At 73.1% G+C, this 17,976-nt stretch carries 10 protein-coding genes; 3 read left to right on the top strand and 7 right to left on the bottom strand.

Going from position 1 to position 17,976, the window contains the following annotated elements; genetic code table 11:
- Window positions 1–11 precede the first annotated feature (11 nt).
- From EDD54_RS20030 to bcsA, 4 genes are read right to left on the bottom strand one after another with little or no spacing between them, the layout of a single operon-like run.
- Window positions 12–1,907, bottom strand: a complete 1,896-nt coding sequence (locus EDD54_RS20030; protein ID WP_126538781.1) for a hypothetical protein — start codon at window positions 1,905–1,907, stop codon at window positions 12–14.
- A complete protein-coding gene (locus tag EDD54_RS20035) occupies window positions 1,898–2,974 on the bottom strand; it encodes a family 8 glycosyl hydrolase (RefSeq protein WP_126538779.1) in 1,077 nt (358 codons plus the stop codon). Before EDD54_RS20035 ends, EDD54_RS20030 begins: the two co-directional genes overlap by 10 nt.
- A complete protein-coding gene (locus tag EDD54_RS20040) occupies window positions 2,974–5,313 on the bottom strand; it encodes a cellulose biosynthesis cyclic di-GMP-binding regulatory protein BcsB (RefSeq protein WP_126538777.1) in 2,340 nt (779 codons plus the stop codon). The genes EDD54_RS20035 and EDD54_RS20040 overlap by 1 nt, the downstream gene beginning before the upstream one ends.
- A gap of 1 nt (window position 5,314) precedes the next feature.
- Window positions 5,315–7,525 carry a UDP-forming cellulose synthase catalytic subunit gene (gene bcsA, locus EDD54_RS20045; protein ID WP_126538775.1) on the bottom strand — a complete coding sequence of 737 codons (2,211 nt, stop codon included), beginning with the start codon at window positions 7,523–7,525 and terminating at the stop codon, window positions 5,315–5,317.
- 356 nt (window positions 7,526–7,881) lie between these two features.
- Between bcsA and EDD54_RS20050 the strand changes: the two genes are divergently transcribed.
- From EDD54_RS20050 to EDD54_RS20060, 3 genes are all read left to right on the top strand, one after another.
- Window positions 7,882–9,357, top strand: a complete 1,476-nt coding sequence (locus EDD54_RS20050) for a helicase HerA domain-containing protein (RefSeq protein WP_126538773.1) — start codon at window positions 7,882–7,884, stop codon at window positions 9,355–9,357.
- A gap of 133 nt (window positions 9,358–9,490) precedes the next feature.
- Window positions 9,491–11,041: a DUF2272 domain-containing protein gene (locus EDD54_RS20055; protein WP_126538771.1), complete on the top strand. Its 1,551-nt coding sequence runs from the start codon at window positions 9,491–9,493 to the stop codon at window positions 11,039–11,041.
- 424 nt (window positions 11,042–11,465) lie between these two features.
- Entirely contained in the window at window positions 11,466–13,502 is a 2,037-nt protein-coding gene (locus EDD54_RS20060; RefSeq protein WP_165644947.1) for a methyl-accepting chemotaxis protein, read from the top strand.
- A gap of 105 nt (window positions 13,503–13,607) precedes the next feature.
- Here the strand turns inward: EDD54_RS20060 and EDD54_RS20065 are convergent, their stop codons facing one another.
- From EDD54_RS20065 to kefF, 3 genes are all read right to left on the bottom strand, one after another.
- The gene (locus tag EDD54_RS20065) at window positions 13,608–15,176 is read right to left on the bottom strand and encodes a DEAD/DEAH box helicase (protein WP_126538767.1); all 1,569 of its coding nucleotides are present in this window, start codon (window positions 15,174–15,176) and stop codon (window positions 13,608–13,610) included.
- A 262-nt stretch (window positions 15,177–15,438) separates the two neighbouring features.
- On the bottom strand, window positions 15,439–17,325 hold the full coding sequence (locus EDD54_RS20070) for a monovalent cation:proton antiporter-2 (CPA2) family protein (RefSeq protein ID WP_126538765.1): 1,887 nt from the start codon (window positions 17,323–17,325) through the stop codon (window positions 15,439–15,441).
- A gap of 35 nt (window positions 17,326–17,360) precedes the next feature.
- On the bottom strand, window positions 17,361–17,918 hold the full coding sequence (gene kefF / locus EDD54_RS20075; RefSeq protein WP_126538763.1) for a glutathione-regulated potassium-efflux system oxidoreductase KefF: 558 nt from the start codon (window positions 17,916–17,918) through the stop codon (window positions 17,361–17,363).
- Window positions 17,919–17,976: the final 58 nt, after the last annotated feature.

The following is a 17,976-nucleotide window of genomic DNA, read 5'->3' on the forward strand; positions in this document are numbered from 1 at the left end:
GGCGGTGCGCCTCACGAGCTGCCGCGGGCGGTCGCGAGGGCGCGCCGGGTCGCGGAGGTGGAATAGGTGGCGTCGAGCTGCTCGAACAGCCGGCGGGCCTCCGAGCGGCGGCCGAGGTGCCAGAGCGACCAGCCGCGCAACAGAGAGAGGTCGGCGGTCTCGGGCGCGAAGGCGGCGCGCTGCGACAGCGCCTGCAGCGCACCGGCGTAGTCCTTGGCGTCGAAGCGGGCCTGGGCGCGGTTGGCGAGCACGGCGACGCCGATCTCGCCGCGGCGGTCGGTGTCGGCGATGCCGGATGCGGCGACGGCCGCGCCGGCGTCGACGTGGCCGGCGGCGATCAGCGCCAGCGAGCGGCCGTAGACGGCGTCGTCGCGCACGCGCTTCGGCCCGCCCTGGGCAGCCTCGAAGGCCGCCGCGGCCTCGACCGGGCGCGACGACTTCAAGAGGCACCAGCCCCTCCAGAGATTCTGGTCGGCGGCGAGCGGCCCCTTGGCGGCGCGGGCGGCGGCGAGGTCGAGGCAGGCGCTCCAGTCCTTGCGCTCGAAGGCGGCGAGGATCGGATCGCGCACGGCCTGTCGGTCGGTGGCCTTGCCCGGCTTGCCGACCTTGCCGAGGTCGATCGCCGCGACCTCGGGGAAGCTCGGCGACCACTTGGCGACCAGCGCGCGGGCGCCGTCTCGGTCCTTGGCGGCGAGGGCGGCGTAGACCGCGCCGGCGGCGGCGGCCTCCGACGGGGCGTAGTCGAGCGCGGCCTCGAACCAGCGCCGGGCGTCGGCGGGGCGTTTGCCGTCGTGGAGATACCAGCCGAGCGCCTCGGCGCCGGGGGCGGAGCGTGCGGCCTCGACGGCGGCGCCGAAGTCGTCGAGCATGGCCTGGTCGAACTCGACGCGCGGGTCGGCGGCGAGGCGGCGGCCGCCGAGCATCAACTGCAGGTCGGCGAGGGCCGGCGACAGCGTCCGGCGGTCGGCGGCGATGCGGTAGGCCTCGTCGGCGCGGCCGAGGGCGTCGAGCGACAGCACCATGCCCTCGAGCACCTTGGCGTCGAGGGCCGTGCCGGCGAGGGTGGCGGCGGTGCGGAAGGCGGCGAGGGCGTCCTCGTGCCGGCCGGCCTTGCGGTACCACCAGCCGAGCATGGCGGCGTCGCCCGGGGCCGGGCCCTTGCGGGCGGCGGCGTCGAGCAGGGCAACCTCCGCCGGATCGGGCGCCGGGGCGGCGGGATCGGACAGGGCGGCGGCAACGGCGGCGCGGGCGAAGTCGGGGATCAGCGCGTCGAACTCGCCGGGCGGGTTGGCGAGCGCGAGCAGCGGCCGGGTCTCGACCGCACCGAGGCCGGCGAGCGCCTTCTGCACGGTGGCCCGGCGGGCGTCGGCGCCGGTGCAGGTCTCGAGAACGCGGCGGTAGTCGGCGCTGGCGCCGGCCCGGTCGCCGGAGAGGACGCGGGCGTCGGCGACGCGCCAGGCGACGTCGAGGTCGGCGCAGCCGCCGAGGTCGGGATGAGCCGCGGCGAGCGCGACCACCTTGGCGGCATCGCGGGCGTCGGAGGCGGCGATCAGGTCCTTGCGCGCGCGCTTGGCGGCGACCTTGGCGACGAGGTCGGCCGAGGGGGCGAAGGTCGGGTCGGCGGCCTTGGCCTCCGCGATCGCGGCGTCGAGGCCGTCGAGGTCGTCGGCTGCGAACAGCGCCCACAGCGGTCCCTCGCGGTCCGGCGGGGCGGCACCGAGGTCCGTGGGCGGCTGCCAGTCGGGATAGAGCGCCTGCAGGCGGCGGATCTCGGCCTCGGCGCGCGCGGTCTGGCCGTTGGCGGCGTAGTAGCGCAGCGCGCTCTCGTCAACCGGGCCTGTCGCGAAGGCGGGGGCGGCGCAGCCGAGGACGAGGGCGGCGGCGAGGGCGAGGCGGCTCAAAGGCATGCCGGATACCTCTCGGCGGCGGCGACGACGGCGAGCAGGCGCAGCGTCGCGGGATAATAGGGTTCGTGGGCCGGCGCCTTCAGATCGGCCGGCAGCGGCCGGCCGTCGAGGGCGCAGGCGAGGAAGGCCGGAACGGCGCGGTAGCCGCCCTCGCCGAAGCGCACCGGGGCGCGGCCGTCGAACGGGATCGCGTGGGGATCGGCGTCCGGGTCCTTCCAGAGCGCGCGCCAGGGCTCGAGCAGGCGGGCGTCGCCGCCGGCCCAGGCGAGGTAGAACGGCACGCGCAGGGCGTTCCAGCCGAATTCGGCCGGGAAGCCCGCGGCCGGGCGCGGCGCGCCGCCGCCGAGCGCCAGCCAGTCCGGCGGCAGCCGGGCCTCGCCGAAGCGGGCGACGGCGAGGAGGTCGAGCCCGCCGGCGACGAGGCGGTCCCAGGCGTATTCGGGGGCGACCTCGGCGAGGGCGGGGAAGGCCGGGAACACCCAGTAGGACGGATTGACCACCGGGCCGTCCCTGCGGTCGGCGGCGGCGAAGCCGACCGCGGCCGGCAGGAGCAGGCGGCGGCCGCCGTGGTCGATCACCGCGAGGCTCTGGACGGCGCGGGCGATCACGGCGGCGTCGGCGGCGTAGTCCGGCGCGTCCCAGCGCCGCGCCGCCTCGGCGAGCGCCCAGGCGATCAGGATGTCGCCGTCGGTGGCGTCGTTGGTGTCGGCGACGCGCGGCGTCGCGGCGGGATCGTAGCGCCAGGCGAACAGGCCGTCGCCGCGCAGGCCGAGCGCGCCGCGGGTGAAGGTCCACAGCCGGTCGAAGGTGGCGCGGTCGTCGCCGCGCACGGCCAGCAGCATGCCGTAGCCCTGGCCCTCGCTGTGGCTGATGCCGCGGTTGCCGTCGTCGACGACGCGGCCGTCCTCGCGCACGAAGCGGCCGCGCCAGTCGGCCCAAAGCGCGGCGACCACGGGCGCCGGCGGCGCCGCGGCCGCGGCCGGCCCGACCGCGGTCGGGCCCTTCGGCAGCAGGCCGGCGATCGCGGCGAGGCCGAGGGCGCCGGAGAGGAGGAGGGCGCGCCACATCACTTCAGCCTCACCCCGGACCGCTTGACCTTGGCGAAGGTGGCCAGTCCGAACATGCAGCCGGCGCCGAGCAGCAGCATGCCGTAGATCGCGGTGTTGGCCGACAGCCACGCCGAGGCGACGAGGCGGACGTTGGCGACGTCCATCGGACCGGTGGAGACGAAGCGGGTCTCCTCGGCGGCGACGGCGACGAGGCCGCCGGTGGAATCGAGCAGCGAGACGCGGCCGGCGAGGCCGGACCAGCGGTCGGGCTCTGCGATGCGGTCGACCGCGGCGGCGAGCGTCGCCGGATCGGGCGCGGAGACCAGGGTGACCGGGGCGTCGGCACCCTCGGGCAGGGCCTGCGCCAGCACCAGACGGGCGGTCTCGGGCACGGCGTAGGCGCCGGGCGGCTCGCCGAGGCCGACGGCGTCGCGCAGGGCGCGGGCGTAGTCGGCGACCTTGGCGGTCAGCCGGTCGAGGTAACCGTCGCCGGTGCGCACCCGCGAGCGCCAGGCGTCGAGCAGCGGCGCGTCCTCGCCGTTGACGGCGCCGGTGACGAGAGTGTCGCTGCGCGGCGCGCCGGTGCGCCAGCCGTGCCCTTCGGCGGGCGGCTCGAGGCCGGTCTGGCGGAACATCGCCGGCCCGACGTCGCCGGCGGCACCGATCACCACCGTGCCCGGCCGGACGTTGGCGTCGCGCAGCGGCCGCAGTTCGAGGTCGGGCAGGTCGGCCCCCGACACCGCCATCCGGGCGTAGAGCGTCGCCGCCGCGCCGACGGTCGCCGGATCGGCGCCGGCGAGGGCGATGCGCACCGGCTCCTCGGCCCGCGCGCCGGCGCGGCCCGCGCCGACGGTGGCGCCGAGGTCGGGCAGGCGGGCCATCCGGGCGAGCCGGGGCACGACGAAGCGGGTGCTGCCGAGGATCAGGAAGCGGGGATTGCCGGCGATCTGGCGGTGCGGATCGCAGTCGACATCCTCGGGGGCGACGAGGCGGGCCTCGATCCGCAGCGTGTTGAGGCCGGGGCGGAAGGCCGACAGCGGCAGCTCGACGCGCCGGTCCTGGGTGACCTCGCCGCTGCCCTTGCCGAAGGGCACGGTGGCGACGAGCCGGCCGTCGACGAAGACCGAGAGCTCGTCGTCCGGGTCGAGGTCGGGGGCGTAGCCGGCGTCGAGGCGCAGCATGACCGAGCCGTAGTCGGCGGTGACGGCGTCGGTCGGCAGGGCGATGCGGTAGGACCGCGACCACAGCCGGCCGGAGAACTGCTCGTTGCGCTCGCCGAAGTCGGCGAGCGTGATCGACTGTTCGGACGCGCCGTCGAGGCGAACGACGCGGTCGATCGCGGCCGGCGGCGAGGAGGCCTCGGAGATGCGGCGGATCGCCTGGGCGGTCTCGTCGGGCGAGCCGGCGCGGACCACCAGGGTCGGGCGGCCGTCCGTGGCGACGACGATGCGCGGGTCGCCGGCGCCGAAGCGGCCGGGGTCGAAGCCGAGGCCGGCGAGGGTGTCGGCGTCGCCCGCCACGAGGTCGATGCCGGCACCGGTGCCGGGTTCGGCCGCGACGGTGACGACGGGCGCGCGGGTCGCCGCGGCGCGGGCGAGCGCGCCGGCGATCTCGACAGCCGGCTCGAGCGCCCGCGTGTCGAGGGCGCCGCCGCGGCGGATCCGGATCGGCAGGCGGCCGTCCTCGTCGAGGGCGAGGGCGGGCAGGCCGTCGAGGCCGGCGACCGGGCGGACGCCCTCGGCGACGAAGCCGGTCACGGCCGGATCGATCCGGGTCCACAGCTCGTAGGTGCCGTCGACCGAGCAGTCGACGCGGTGGCGCTGGTTGGCGGTGACCCGGACCGCGTTCCAGCCGGCCGACAGGGCCGCCGGCGGGATCGGCAGCGAGACCAGCCGGCGGGCATCGCCGCCGCCGAGCGCGACCTGTCCGACGGTGCGGCCGTTGACCTGCACCACCAGCGTCGAGGCCTCGGGCATCACCGAGACGGCGGTCTCGATGCCGAACACCAGCCGGCCGCCGCGGGCGACCGCGGCACCGTCGAGGTAGAGCGGCCAGACCACGGTGTCGACCTCGCCGGACAGCGTCCAGCCGTCGGCGACCGCCGGCAGGCGGCGCAGGGTCTCGCCGACGCCGGGGGAGGTCGGCGCCGCCGGCGCCGGGGCGGCCGGGGCGAGCGCCGGCGGGGCGGGGAGCGCCGGCGCGGGCTGCACGACCGCGGGGACCACCGGGTCGAGGGGCGCCGGTTCGGCCGCGAAGGGAGCCGCGCCGAACGGGGCGGTGGTGTCGGCGAAGGCGGGCGCCGCCGCGAACGTCGCGGCCAGGAGGGCCGCGGCGGGGAGATGGGCTGCGAGGCGCATGTCAGGTCTGGCTCCGCTGGGCGCCTTCGGCGGGCTTGGCCGCCGGTGCGGGTTCGGGCTTCTCGGCCGGGGGCTGGCCGATGCGGGCGAGGTAGACGAGGCCGCGCAGGGTGTGGCGCAGGCTGAGCGCCACCATCCGTGCGGTGCCGGAGAACACGCCGACATAGTGCTGGCGGCTGCGGCGGAAAGCGGACAGCGGCCCGCCGTCGGCGTACATCAGGTCGGCGACCACGGCGGCCTGGGCGGCGGTCAGGGTGTCGAACGAGACGCCGAAGGCGCCGCCCTTCTCGTCGTGGCCGACGCGCCGCAGCACGATCGGCACCGCGGCGACGCGGCGGTCCTCGTGCGACATCGCCACCGCGAGGAAGCCCTTGCGGCCGGTCGAGCGGTCGGCCGGCAGGCGGCCGTCGAGCGGGCGCAGCTTGGCGCCGCCGCTCGAGACGTCCTCGACCATCACCTGGATGGTGGCGTCACCGATGCGCACGGCGCCGCGGCGCGACACCGACAGGCGCTGGGCCCGGCGGCGCTCCTCGCGCTCGGAGACGACGCCGAGGGCGAGGCCGGCGATGGCGAGGTTGAGCCCGTTCCACAGTGCGACGACGGCGAGCATGTCGCGCGAACCCGGCTCGTGCAGGAGCCGCCAGATCGCCACCGTCTCGGCCACCACCAGCAGTGCGAACATCAGGAAATAGGGCATGGCGAGCTCGCTGAGCCGCTTCTCGTCGGTGACGAGGCCCTTGGCGGTGACGTTGAAGGTGGGCTTGCGCGGGTTGGCGACCACGCTGGCGATGGCGCCGGCGAGATAGAGCGACTGGACGTATTCGTAGAGCTCGGACACCCAGGGCCAGCGGACGTCGCCGTAGAGGTAGTTCTGCATCATCAGGTTCGCCGCCATGTAGATCATGGTGTAAGCGACGAACTCGTCGATGCTCGCCTCGAAAATCTGCATCGACAGGAAAATGTAGAGCATCGGCGCGAAGATGAAGGTCAGGCGCGTCAGCGGGAACAGCCAGAACAGGCTGGAGGAGAGATAGGCGATGCGCTGCGGGATGGTGAGGCCTGCCTTGAAGACGGGGTTCTTCAGGATCAGGATCTGCATCATGCCGCGGCACCAGCGCGAACGCTGGCCGATGAAGGTCGCAAAGGTCTCCGGCTGCAGGCCGGCGATCAGCGGCTTGTCGACGTAGCGGCTGTTCCAGCCGCGCGCGTGCATGCCGAGCGCGGTCTCGCAGTCCTCGGTGATCGAAACGCCGTCGAAGCCGCCGCCTTCCTCGAGCGCCTCGCGGCGGATCAGGGCCGCGGAGCCGCAGAAGAAGGCGGCGTTCCACTTGTCGAGGCCCTTCTGGATCACGCCGTAGAACATCTCGTTCTCGGACGGCATGTGGCGGAAGGTGGAGAGGTTCTTCTCGATCGGGTCCGGGTTGAGGAAGAAGTGCGGCGTCTGCACCAGGAACAAGCGCGGGTCGTCGCGGAAATGGCCGACGGTCTCGCGCAGGAACTCGCGGACCGGGGCGTGGTCGGCGTCGAAGACGGCGATGATCTCGCCGCTGGTCTTCGGCAGCGCCGCGTTCATGTTGCCGGCCTTGGCGTGCTCGTTGCGGACGCGGGTCAGGTAGACGCAGCCGAGGTCGGCGCAGAGTTCCTGCAGTTCGGCGCGGCGGCTGCGCGCCTTGTGGGCGGCGACGGCGTCGGAGGAGCCGCACTTCTGGTCGGTGCCGCCGTCGTCGAGCAGGTAGACGGTGAGCTTGTCGGCCGGGTAGTCCATGGCGCGGGCGGCGGCGAGCGTCGCCGAGAGGATCTCCTTGTCCTCGTTGTAGCTCGGCACGAACACGTCGACGGTCGGCAGGTCGTCGTCGGCGACCGCGGGCGGGGCGGGACGCTCCAGCGGATCGGCGACGACGAACAGGCTGATGCACATCATCAGCACCGTGAACATTTCCATCAGGTAGAGGATCAGGCCGGGCACGAAGTCGACGAGGTCGTCCGGCGAGGGCAGCGTCGAGGTGGTGCGCCAGTAGACGTAGCGCGCCACCACCGTCAGCCCGAGCGCCACGAACACCAGGCGGAACGCGCCCTTGCGGCGGGTCAGCCAGATGCCGGCCATGGCGGCGAGCAGGGTCACCCCCGTCGACATCTGCGCGGCCGTTCCGACCGGCTGGATGGTTACCGCCAGGAGCAAAATGCCCGACAGCACCCATACCCAAGTCGTCATGCGATCCCGTGTCATCCGCCCCACCCGTTGCCGGTTGTTGGGCGGATTTACGCTGCTGCGGCGCTTAATAAGAGTAACCGCGGCGGGTTTTCGCGGGTTTTGTCGATTCGTCGGTTGACGAGATATGAATCGAATGCGACGTATTTACAGAATATTAAGGTTGACGATTTGTTATTGTTTCGCTTTTACATGAAAATCTACCGCGGCGCGCCGCGGAAAGCGCGCTGCGCGTCGCGGTCGCGTCCGGCGACGATCCCGTGGATGACGGGGACGGCGGCGCGAACGCCTTGCGCCGGGCCGCCAGAATCGTGAAGGGTCCGCCGCGGGCGCGCGCGGCGCTCGACGGAACGGTGCGGATGACGGTCGGCGTGGACATCGGAGCGAAGACGGGCGGCCAGCGCGCGATCTTCGATCTGGAGGAACTCCTGGCGACGCGCCTCCTGGTGCAGGGCAACTCGGGCTCGGGCAAGTCGCACCTCCTGCGGCGCCTCCTGGAGCAGAGCGCGCCCTGGGTGCAGCAGTGCGTGATCGACCCGGAGGGCGACTTCGTCACCCTCGCCGACCGGCACGGCCACGTGGTCGTCGACGCCGCCGGCAGCGAGCGCGACCTCGCCCTGATCGCCCAGCGGGTGCGCCAGCACCGCGTCTCGGTGGTGGTCAACCTCGAGGGCCTCGACGTCGACCGCCAGATGCGCGCCGCCGGCGTGTTCCTGAACGGCCTGTTCGACGCCGAGCGCGACCACTGGTACCCGATGCTGGTGGTGGTGGACGAGGCGCAGCTGTTCGCCCCCGCCGCCTCCGGAGACGCCGACGAGGAGGCGCGGCGGGTCTCGCTCGCCGCCATGACCAACCTGATGTGCCGCGGCCGCAAGCGCGGCCTCGCCGGGGTGATCGCCACCCAGCGCCTCGCCAAGCTCGCCAAGAACGTCGCGGCCGAGGCGTCCAACTTCCTGATGGGCCGCACGTTCCTCGACATCGACATGGCGCGGGCGGCCGACCTGCTCGGCATGGAGCGGCGCCAGGCCGAGACCTTCCGCAACCTCGACCGCGGTACCTTCGTGGCGCTCGGTCCGGCGATCGGCCGCAAGCCCGAGCCGGTGAAGATCGGCGGCGTCGAGACCGCCGGCCGCGGCGGCAGCCCCAAGCTGCTGCCGCTGCCGGACAAGCCCGCCGAGGACGCCGCCGAGCTGATCTTTCGGCCGGCGGCGCCCGGCGAGACGGTGCAGCGCCGCGAGGCCGCGCCGGTCTCGACCGCCGACATCCTCGGCCAGCTCGCCCGCGCCCGGCCGGAACCGGCGCCGGAGCCGGAGGCGCCCGACCTCTTCGCCGGTGCCGAGCGCGAGGCTGCGCTCGACGCGGTGATGGCGAGCCTGATGGACGACCCCGACACCGCCTTCCAGACCGTGTCGGTGCTCTACCAGGACTTCCTGGTGCGCTGCCGGATCGCCCGCGTGCCGGGCGATCCGCCGGACCTGCCGTGGTTCCGCGCCCGGATCGCGACCGCCCGCGCCGGTGTCGACGACAAGCCGGCCGACGAGAGCGGCTGGGAACAGGCGCAGCTGGTGGCCTCGGCGCTGCCCGAGGACATCCGCGGGGTGTTCCTCCTGGTGGCGCGCGCCGCGCTGACCAAGGCGCCGTGCCCCGGCGACCTCGCCATCGCCCGCGCCTACGGCACCCGCTCGACCGGCCGGGCCCGTCGGCTGCTCGCCTACATGGAGGAGCGCGGCTTCCTGCTCTGCGCCACCGACCTGCGCGGCAACCGGATCGTCAGCTTGCCCGACCTCGGGTGGCAGACCGCGCCGGGCAACCCCGAGGCGACGGCGGCGGAATAGCCGCGGCCCGGAAACCGGGGATTGGGTTGTTCGCGATGGTGATTCGACACCATTGGTAAATACGTGTAAGTTCTGATCGTCTCAACCAGGGGCTCTTGCGCCACGGGCGCCGTCGAGCCGATGGAGGGCGGTCATGGCTCTCGTGCTGGGCAAGAACGAAGACTATCGAAAGGCGATCGAGGAGGCGGAGAAGCGGACGGGCATCGACGGCTCCGCGATCGCTGCGCTGATCGACGCCGAGGCGGCGAAGGTCGCCTCGGGGGCGGACAAGGGCAAGTGGAAGGCGGATTCCTACAACGCCGGCTCGGGCGCCGCCGGCCTGACGCAGTTCCTGTCCGGAACCTGGATCGGCCACGCCCGCAACCCATCCCATCTCCTCAACGCGCGCGGCAAGACGGACGGTCTGATCGACGCCGCGAACACCGTGATCCCCGGCAGGCAGGCGGCGCTCCTGAAGCTGCGCTTCGATCCCCTGCTCTCGATCGTGTCGGCGGCCGAATACGGGCTCGACAACCTGCGCTACCTCGAGAAGAAGGGCGTGATCCCCTCCGGCATCGGCGACGACGAGCGCGCGCGCTTCATGTATCTCGCGCACCACGAGGGCGCGGGTGGGGCGGTCGGCTTCATCACGGGCACCAAGCTCTACAACCGCGCCAGTCTGGAGGGGCAGGGCCTCGATAAGGCGACGATCGACGCCTACATCGCCAAGGCCGGATCCGCCAACGCGGCCTACCGGCTGTGGCTGAACGAGTACATGGACAAGAAGATCGTGCCGTCGAAGTTCCGGGACGCCGCCGCGCCCGGCGCCGCGGCACCGGCCGGCGCCGCGGCCGCCGCCGAAGAGCCCGAGGACCCGCCGCCCCCGGCGCCGGAGTGGCCGGCCGACGGCGCCGAAGTGCGGGTCGTGACCACGGACGGTCTGAACCTGCGTGCCGAGCCGGGTGGGCCGATCATCCGCGGGCTCGACCTCGGGCAGCGTGTCGCCATCGTCGGCACGAAGCCGGGCGGTTGGGTCGACGTCCGCTTCGGCAACGAAGCCGGCTTCGTCGCCGAGGCCTATTTGCGGCGGCCGGAGACGGCCGCGCGCGAGCGGCTGTTCGAGGTCGTCGTGGCGGAGTGGCTCCGCTTCGCCAAGGGCAAGTCGAGCGAGGAGGCCGAGCCCTACAACAGCTACGTCCACGAGATGTGGCAGGCGATCGGCGAAGACTGGTGGGGCAAGAGCAAATACGCCGACGGCAAGGACGTGCCGTGGTCGGCGGCCTTCGTCTCCTTCGTGGTCGGCCGGTCGGGTCCCGAATACGATGCCTTCGCGTTCGACGCCTCGCATTCCGTGTTCGTCAACGATGCGATCCGAGCACGGGTGATGGGGAACAAGACGAAGCCGTTCTGGGCGTACCGCATCGACGAGAAGAAGCCGGAGATCGGCGACATCGTCCAGCGCAACCGCGCCGGCAACTCCTTCGGCTACGACTACGCCGAGGCGCACGCGAGCTATCCCAGCCATTCGGACGTCGTCTGCGAGGTGCGCGGGCGGGTGGCCCGGGTGATCGGCGGCAACACCGGCGGCGGCGAGGGCACGGTTGCGATGTCCGAATACGACCTCGACGCCAAGGGCTTCCTGCTGCCGGGACAGAGCATCATCGCGCTGCTGAAGAACCGGGCGGACGACGTCAAGACGAGCTGACGCTCCGGCCCGTCGCGCCGAAAGGGCCCCGGCGGCGGCCGACGACGAGAGCGGCCCGGGCGACGACGATCGCCGGGGCCGCGCCGTTGCCGTGGCAGTGTCTCTGCGCCCGGTCGGGCGGTGGCTCGATCCGCCGCGGCGGAGGCCGAATCGGTGGTCGTCCCGCGCTCTGTGGGTGCGATCGACTTGCAAGGCTGCGACGCGGCGGCGGTGGATCAGGAGAATCCCGCATTGCAGCGCACGCATCTTGCGACACGAAATCCGCTTTGCGTGCAGGCGGGTTGAGAAATTACCCAGCTAAGTTGCGTCGCCTTCGGCGGTGCAGCATAAATCGATTGTTAATGTCCGACATGGACCGTCGTCGGGTGACAGCTCCCCATCGGTGGATTCCCCAATGAAGACGAGTTCGATTCGGACCAGAATCGTGGCAGTCGGTGTCGCGACCGTGGCCGTGGCGGCGCTGGCGGTGGCGACCGTCGGATCCGTGATCATGACGAACAACGCCATCGAGGCGAGCACCGCCGAGGCCGGAGAGCTCGCACTGCACCATGCCGCCACCGCCTCGACGCGCATCGAGGTCGGCATTCGCACCGCCCGTACGATCGCCGACGCCACCGAGACGATGATCGCCTCCGGCATGGTCGACCGGAACCGGATCGGCGCGGTCTATCGCGACGCCATCGGTCGCAGCGGCGAGATCTTCGGCATGACGATCGCCTTCGAGCCGAACGCGCTCGACGGTCGCGACGCCGAGTTCACGACGCATCCCTATTCCGACGCCACCGGCCGCTTCGTGCCCTATTTCTACCACCGCCCGGACGGTTCGATCGGCGTCGAGCGGCTGGTCATGACCAAGGAGGCCGGCATCGACGGCTGGTACACCGACCCGATCGTCCGGAACACCGACCTCCTGACGCCGCCCTATTCCTATCCCGTCGAGGGCAAGGAAACGCTGATGACGACCGCGTCGGTCGTGCTGCGCAAGGATGGCAAGCCGATCGGCATCGGCACCTGCGACATGCTGCTCGGCGACCTCTCCGCCTTCCTGTCGGGTCTGAAGCCGTTCGGCGCGGGCTCGGTCTCCCTGATCAGCGGCGACGGGCTGTGGGTCGCCGGCCCGGACGCGGCCGCGCTCGGCAAGCGCGTCGAGGACCCCGCGATCGCGGCGCTCGTGACCGCCGCCGCCGGCGGGCGCACCGAGGGTGGCTTCGTCACCGGGGCGGACGGCGTCGAGCGCTACCGCACGGCGGTGCCGGTGTCCTTCGCCGGCGTCGCCGAACGCTGGGTGCTGCTGATGGAGGTGCCGCGCGACGCCATGATCGGGGCGGCGCTGACGGCGCGCAACACCATGCTCGCCGCCGCCGCGGCGATCACCGCGGTGATGCTGGCCTTTTCCTGGGGCTGGGGTCGGCGCATGACGAAGCCGATCACCGCGCTCACCGAGCGGATGCGCCTGCTCGCCGACGGCGACGCCGCGACGACGGTCGCCGGCGTCGACCGCCGCGACGAGTTCGGCGCGATGGCCCGGGCGGTCGAGGTGTTCCGCCAGAACGAGATCACGCGGACGACGCTGTCGGCCGAAGCCGGCGCGGCCGAGACGGCCCGGCTGGCGCGCCAGAACCGCATCGAGGCGGCCATCGACGCCTTCCGCGCCGCCGCCGCCGGCCTGATCGCCGACGCCCGGGGCGCCAGCGGCGAGCTGTCGCGGGTCTCGGTCGAACTCTCGGCCACCGCCTCGCAGAGCGCCGCGCGCGCGGCCAACGCCCGTGGCGCCTCCGCCGAGGCGTCGGCCAACGTCGACGCGGTCGCCGCGGCGGCGGAGGAACTCAACGCCTCGATCGGCGAGATCGGGCTGCAGGTGTCGCGCACCACCGAGATCGTGCGGCGGGCGACCGAGGGCGCGCGGGTGTCCTCGGACAAGGTCAACGACCTCGCCGCCGCCGCCGGCCGGATCGACCAGGTGGTGGCGCTGATCCAGGCGATCGCCGAGCAGACCAACCTCCTGGCGCTCAACGCCACCATCGAGGCGGCACGCGCCGGCGAGGCCGGCAAGGGCTTCGCCGTGGTCGCGAGCGAGGTCAAGGTCCTCGCCGGTCAGACCGCCAAGGCGACCGGCGACATCGCGGTGCAGGTCGGCGCGATCCAGTCGGCAACCGCCGAGGCGGTAGCCGCGATCCGGGGCATCTCCGAGATCATGGTGGACGTCGATTCCTTCTCCGCGGCGATCGCCTCGGCGATCGAGCAGCAGGGCGCCGCCACCGCCGAGATCGGCAACAGCGTCGAGAAGGCCTCGGTTGGCACTCGCACGGTGGCCGAGGACGTCGGCAGCCTCGACGCCGCCGTGCGTGCCACCAGCGAGACCGCGACCCGCGTCCAGACCGCCTCGGCGGCCATGGACGGCAGCACCCGCGAGATGGAGCGCTCGATCGAACGCTTCGTCGCGGCGGTGGTCGCGGCCTGACGCGAGACGTCTCTGCGAAAACGAGAACGGCCCCGGCGATCGACATCGCCGGGGCCCTTCTCGTTCGGTGTCCGGACCGTACGCCCGTGTCGTGCCGTCGCGGGATCAGCCGCGGCCGCCGCGACGGGGGCCGCGCGACTCGCCGGCGGCCGGACGGCCGGGCGAGGCGAGGAAGCCGACGCGGCCGAGGCTCGCCTCGGCGGCGCCGTTGTCGCGGTGGTTGGGCTTGCCGGAGCCGTGGGCGGGGGTGCCGCCGCCGGCGGGGCGGCGCTCGCCGCGCGGCTTGGCGCCGTCGGCCTTGGCCGGGCCGTGACCGCCGTGGCCCGCCGACCGGCGCTCGCCGCCGCCGGCGTTGCCGCCGCCACGACGCTCGCCGCCGGCCGGGCCGCCGGCGCGACCGCCGGGCTGGCCGTGGCCGCGTCCGCCGCCGGAGCGGCCGCCGGGACGGCCGCCGCGCGCGCCGCGGGCGGGACGCTCGTCACGGATCTCCTCGCCGTCCTCGTCGACCTCGACCTGGTCCTGACGGGGCATGTGGCGCAGTTCGATCTTGCCGCGGCGGTCCTCGGACGGGATCTGCTGACGGGTCAGCTTCTCGATGTCCTTGAGGTAGGCCCGCTCCTCGTGGTCGCAGAAGGAGATGGCGACGCCGCTGGCGCCGGCGCGCGCGGTGCGGCCGATGCGGTGGACGTAGCTCTCGGGGATGTTCGGCAGGTCGAAGTTGACGACGTGGCTGACGCCCGACACGTCGATGCCGCGGGCGGCGATGTCGGTGGCGATCAGGATCGGCGTCTTGCCGTCCTTGAAGCCGGCGAGGGCGCGCTCGCGCTGGGCCTGGCTCTTGTTGCCGTGGATCGCGACGGCGGCGATGCCGTCCATGGCGAGCGAGCGGACGACGCGGTCGGCGCCGTGCTTGGTGCGGGTGAAGACGAGGCAGCGCTCCGGCTTCTCCTCGACCAGCACGTCGCGCAGCAGGGTGCGCTTGGCGGCGGTGTCGACGTGGATGACGCGCTGCTCGACGCGCTCGGCCGTGGTGGCGACCGGCGTCACCTTGACCGTGACCGGATCGGTCAGGAGGTCGCCGGCCAGCTGGCCGATCTCCTTCGGCATGGTGGCGGAGAACAGCAAGGTCTGCCGGGCCGACGGCAGCGTCTTCATGATGCGGCGCACCGCGTGCACGAAGCCCATGTCGAGCATCTGGTCGGCCTCGTCGAGCACGAAGACCTCGGTGGTCTCGAGCGACAGCGCCTTGGTGTCGAGATGGTCGATCAGGCGGCCCGGGGTGGCGACGAGGATGTCGACGCCGCGGCGCAGACGCTCCTCCTGCGGCCGGTGGCTGACGCCGCCGAAGATGGTGGCCACCGACATGTGGTTCATGAAGTGGCCGTAGGCGCGGAAGCTCTCGGCGATCTGGGTCGCGAGCTCGCGGGTCGGCGACAGGATCAGCGCGCGGACGCGGCGCGGGCGGGCGATCTCGCCGGGGGCGAGGCGCTGCAGGATCGGCAGCGCGAAGGCGGCGGTCTTGCCGGTGCCGGTCTGGGCGATGCCGAGCAGGTCGCGGCCTTCCAGGAGCTTCGGGATCGACTGGGTCTGAATCGGGGTCGGGGTCTCGTAGCCTTCCTTGGAGAGGGCCTTGAGGAGGCTTTCGGCGAGGCCGAGTTCGTTGAAGGACGTCAAATATCCGGCTTTCTGGGATGGCGCAGCGGTCGCGCCGGCGCATGTCGCCCCGGCGGTCGGTCGCGGGTGGCGAACGTGCCCCGCGTGATCGGGCCATTCAGGTCTGGGAGGATCCGGCCATCGAAGGCTGCCCTGGGCAGCACCCGTTCACGCGGCCGGTGGTCGGCGGGATCCGGGAGGCGGACCCACGCACCGTACGGTGGAGGACATGGGGCCTTCCGCCGGTCCTGTCAAGCGGTTTCGCGCGGTGCGGGCGGCGCGCTCAGCCTTCGCCGCGCGATTCCCGCCTCAGCGTCTCGGCGTCCCAGCCGCTGTCGTCGGTGCCCGGAACGGTCTGGACGTCGCGGGTGAGCACGCTCGACAGCATCTCGCGGCGCTGGCGGAAGGCGAGGCCGTAGGCGTCGCGGTCGCCGGTCTTCCTGACGACGCGGAGCACGTCCATGGTCTCGATGTCGTGGCGGCGGAAGATGCGGCCGAGGCGGTTTGCCTCGAAGGCGGGCACGCCGAGGACGCGCAGCGATTCCGTCGCCATCTCGATGCCGCCCTCGAAGGTCTCGCGGACGACGCGGTCGGCGCCGGCCTCCTCGACCTCGTAGGCGTGCGGTCGGTCGTAGGCGCGGGCGACGATCTTGAGGCCGGGGAAGTTCCGCCGCGCGGTCTCGACGATCTCGGTGGTGGTCTCCTTGTCGTCGGTGGCGACGACCAGCAGCGCGGCCTCGGCGGCGCCGGCGGCCTCGAGCAGGTCGTGGCGGCGGGCGTCGCCGTAGTAGAGCTTGAAGCCGAAGCGGCGCAGCGCTTCGAGTTGCTCGGCGTCGTGCTCGAGCACGGTGACCGGCACGCCGCGCCCGATCAGGAGGCGGCCGACGATCTGCCCCACGCGGCCGAAGCCGGCGATGATGACCCGGTTGCGCTCGTCGATGGCGTCGGCGGGACGGTCGTCGGCGGTTTCGGCGCCGCTGGCGAAGCGCTCGAACAGGATCAAGAGGATCGGCGTCGTCAGCATCGACAGCGCCACCGAGGCGGTGAGGAGTGCCGCGAGGTCGCCGGCGAGGATGCGGTTCTGGCTGGCGAAGCCGATCAGCACGAAGGCGAATTCGCCGATCTGCGACAGCGCGATCGCGGTGAGCAGCGCGTCGGAGCGGTTGAGCCGGGCCGAGCGGGCGATCGCGTAGAGCACGGCGGCCTTGATCGCGACCACCGCGAGGACGATCGCGGCGACGGCGAGCGGGCGGGCGAGGATCAGGTCGATCTGGATGCCGGCGCCGACGGCGATGAAGAACAGGCCGAGCAGCAGACCCTTGAAGGGCGCGATGTCGGTTTCGATCTCGTGGCGGAACTCGCTGTCGGCGAGCACGACGCCGGCGAGGAACGCGCCGAGGGCGGGCGACAGGCCGACGCTCTCCATGATCAGCGCGGTGCCGGCGACCAGCAGCAGCGCGGTGGCGGTGAAGATCTCGCGCATCCGGAGCCGCGCCATCGCCATGAACAGCGGCCGCATCACGAGGCGGCCGCCGAGCACGATGACGCCGACCGCGGCGAGCACCAGCAGCGCCGCGGCCCAGCCGGGCAGGCCGTCGACCAGCGTGCCGCCGTCGGCGTGCGCGCCCGCGCCGTGGTCGCCGCCCCCGCCGCCGGGGGCGAGCAGCGGCATCACCGCCAGGATCGGGATCACCGCGATGTCCTGGAACAGCAGCACCGCGAAAGAGGTCTCGCCGGCCGGGCTCTTGAGGAGGCCCTTCTCCGCGAGGGCCTGCAGCACCATCGCCGTCGACGACATCGCCAGGATCAGGCCGACCGCAAAGGCGGGCGCGAGGCCGAGGCCGGCTGCGACGGCGGCGAGCGCCACGGCGGCGGCGGTGGCGACGACCTGCGCGCCGCCGAGGCCGAACACGGCGCCGCGCATCGCCCAGAGCTTGGACGGCTGCAGCTCGAGGCCGACCAGGAACAGCATCATCACCACGCCGAACTCGGCGACGTGCATGACGTCCTCCGCGCCGGAGACGAGGCCGAGCACGGCCGGGCCGACCATGACGCCGGCGACGAGGTAGCCGAGCACCGAGCCGAGCCCGAGGCGCTCGGCGATCGGCACCGAGACCACGGCGGCGCCGAGATAGGTGGCGGATTGGACGAGGAGGGCGTCGGCGGCCATGGGGCGGGTGTCCCGGCGTGTCGGAGGAGGCGGCGTCAGACGACGACGCGGACGGGCGAACCGTCGCGCAGCGCGACGAGGCGGGCGCGGAAGGCGTCGGCGGCGGCGTCGATCTCGGCGGCCTCGGCGACGTGGGTGGCGTGGACGACGAAGGGCCGCTGCCAGACCATGTGGCAGAGGTGGGCGGTGGCCTCGAACGGGCGCAGCAGCTCGTCGATCGAATAGCGGTTGAGGCCGTCCTCGCGATAGGCGCCCTCGCGGCCGCCGGTCGAGACCGCCTGCATCCAGGTCTTGCCCTCGAGGGCGCGGCCGTGGCGGCCGTAGGCCCAGCCGTGCTCGAGCACGAGGTCCTGCCATTCGCGCACGATCGCCGGCGCGGAATACCAGAACAGCGGGTGCTGGCAGACGATCGCGTCGTGGTCGAGGAGCAGGCGCTGCTCGCGGTCGACGTCGATCGCGAAGTCCGGATAGGTCTCGTAGAGGTCGTGGACGGTGACGCCGGCGACGGCGGACGCGGCGTCGAGCAGCGCCCGGTTCACGCGGGAGCGGCGGATCGACGGGTGGGCGAACAGCAGCAGGATCTTGTGGGGCATCGGCTCGGCATGGCGGCGTCGGATGGCGCGATCATGGCAAGGCCGCGGCCTCACGGGA

This window comes from Oharaeibacter diazotrophicus (genome assembly GCF_004362745.1).
Classification (GTDB): domain Bacteria; phylum Pseudomonadota; class Alphaproteobacteria; order Rhizobiales; family Pleomorphomonadaceae; genus Oharaeibacter; species Oharaeibacter diazotrophicus.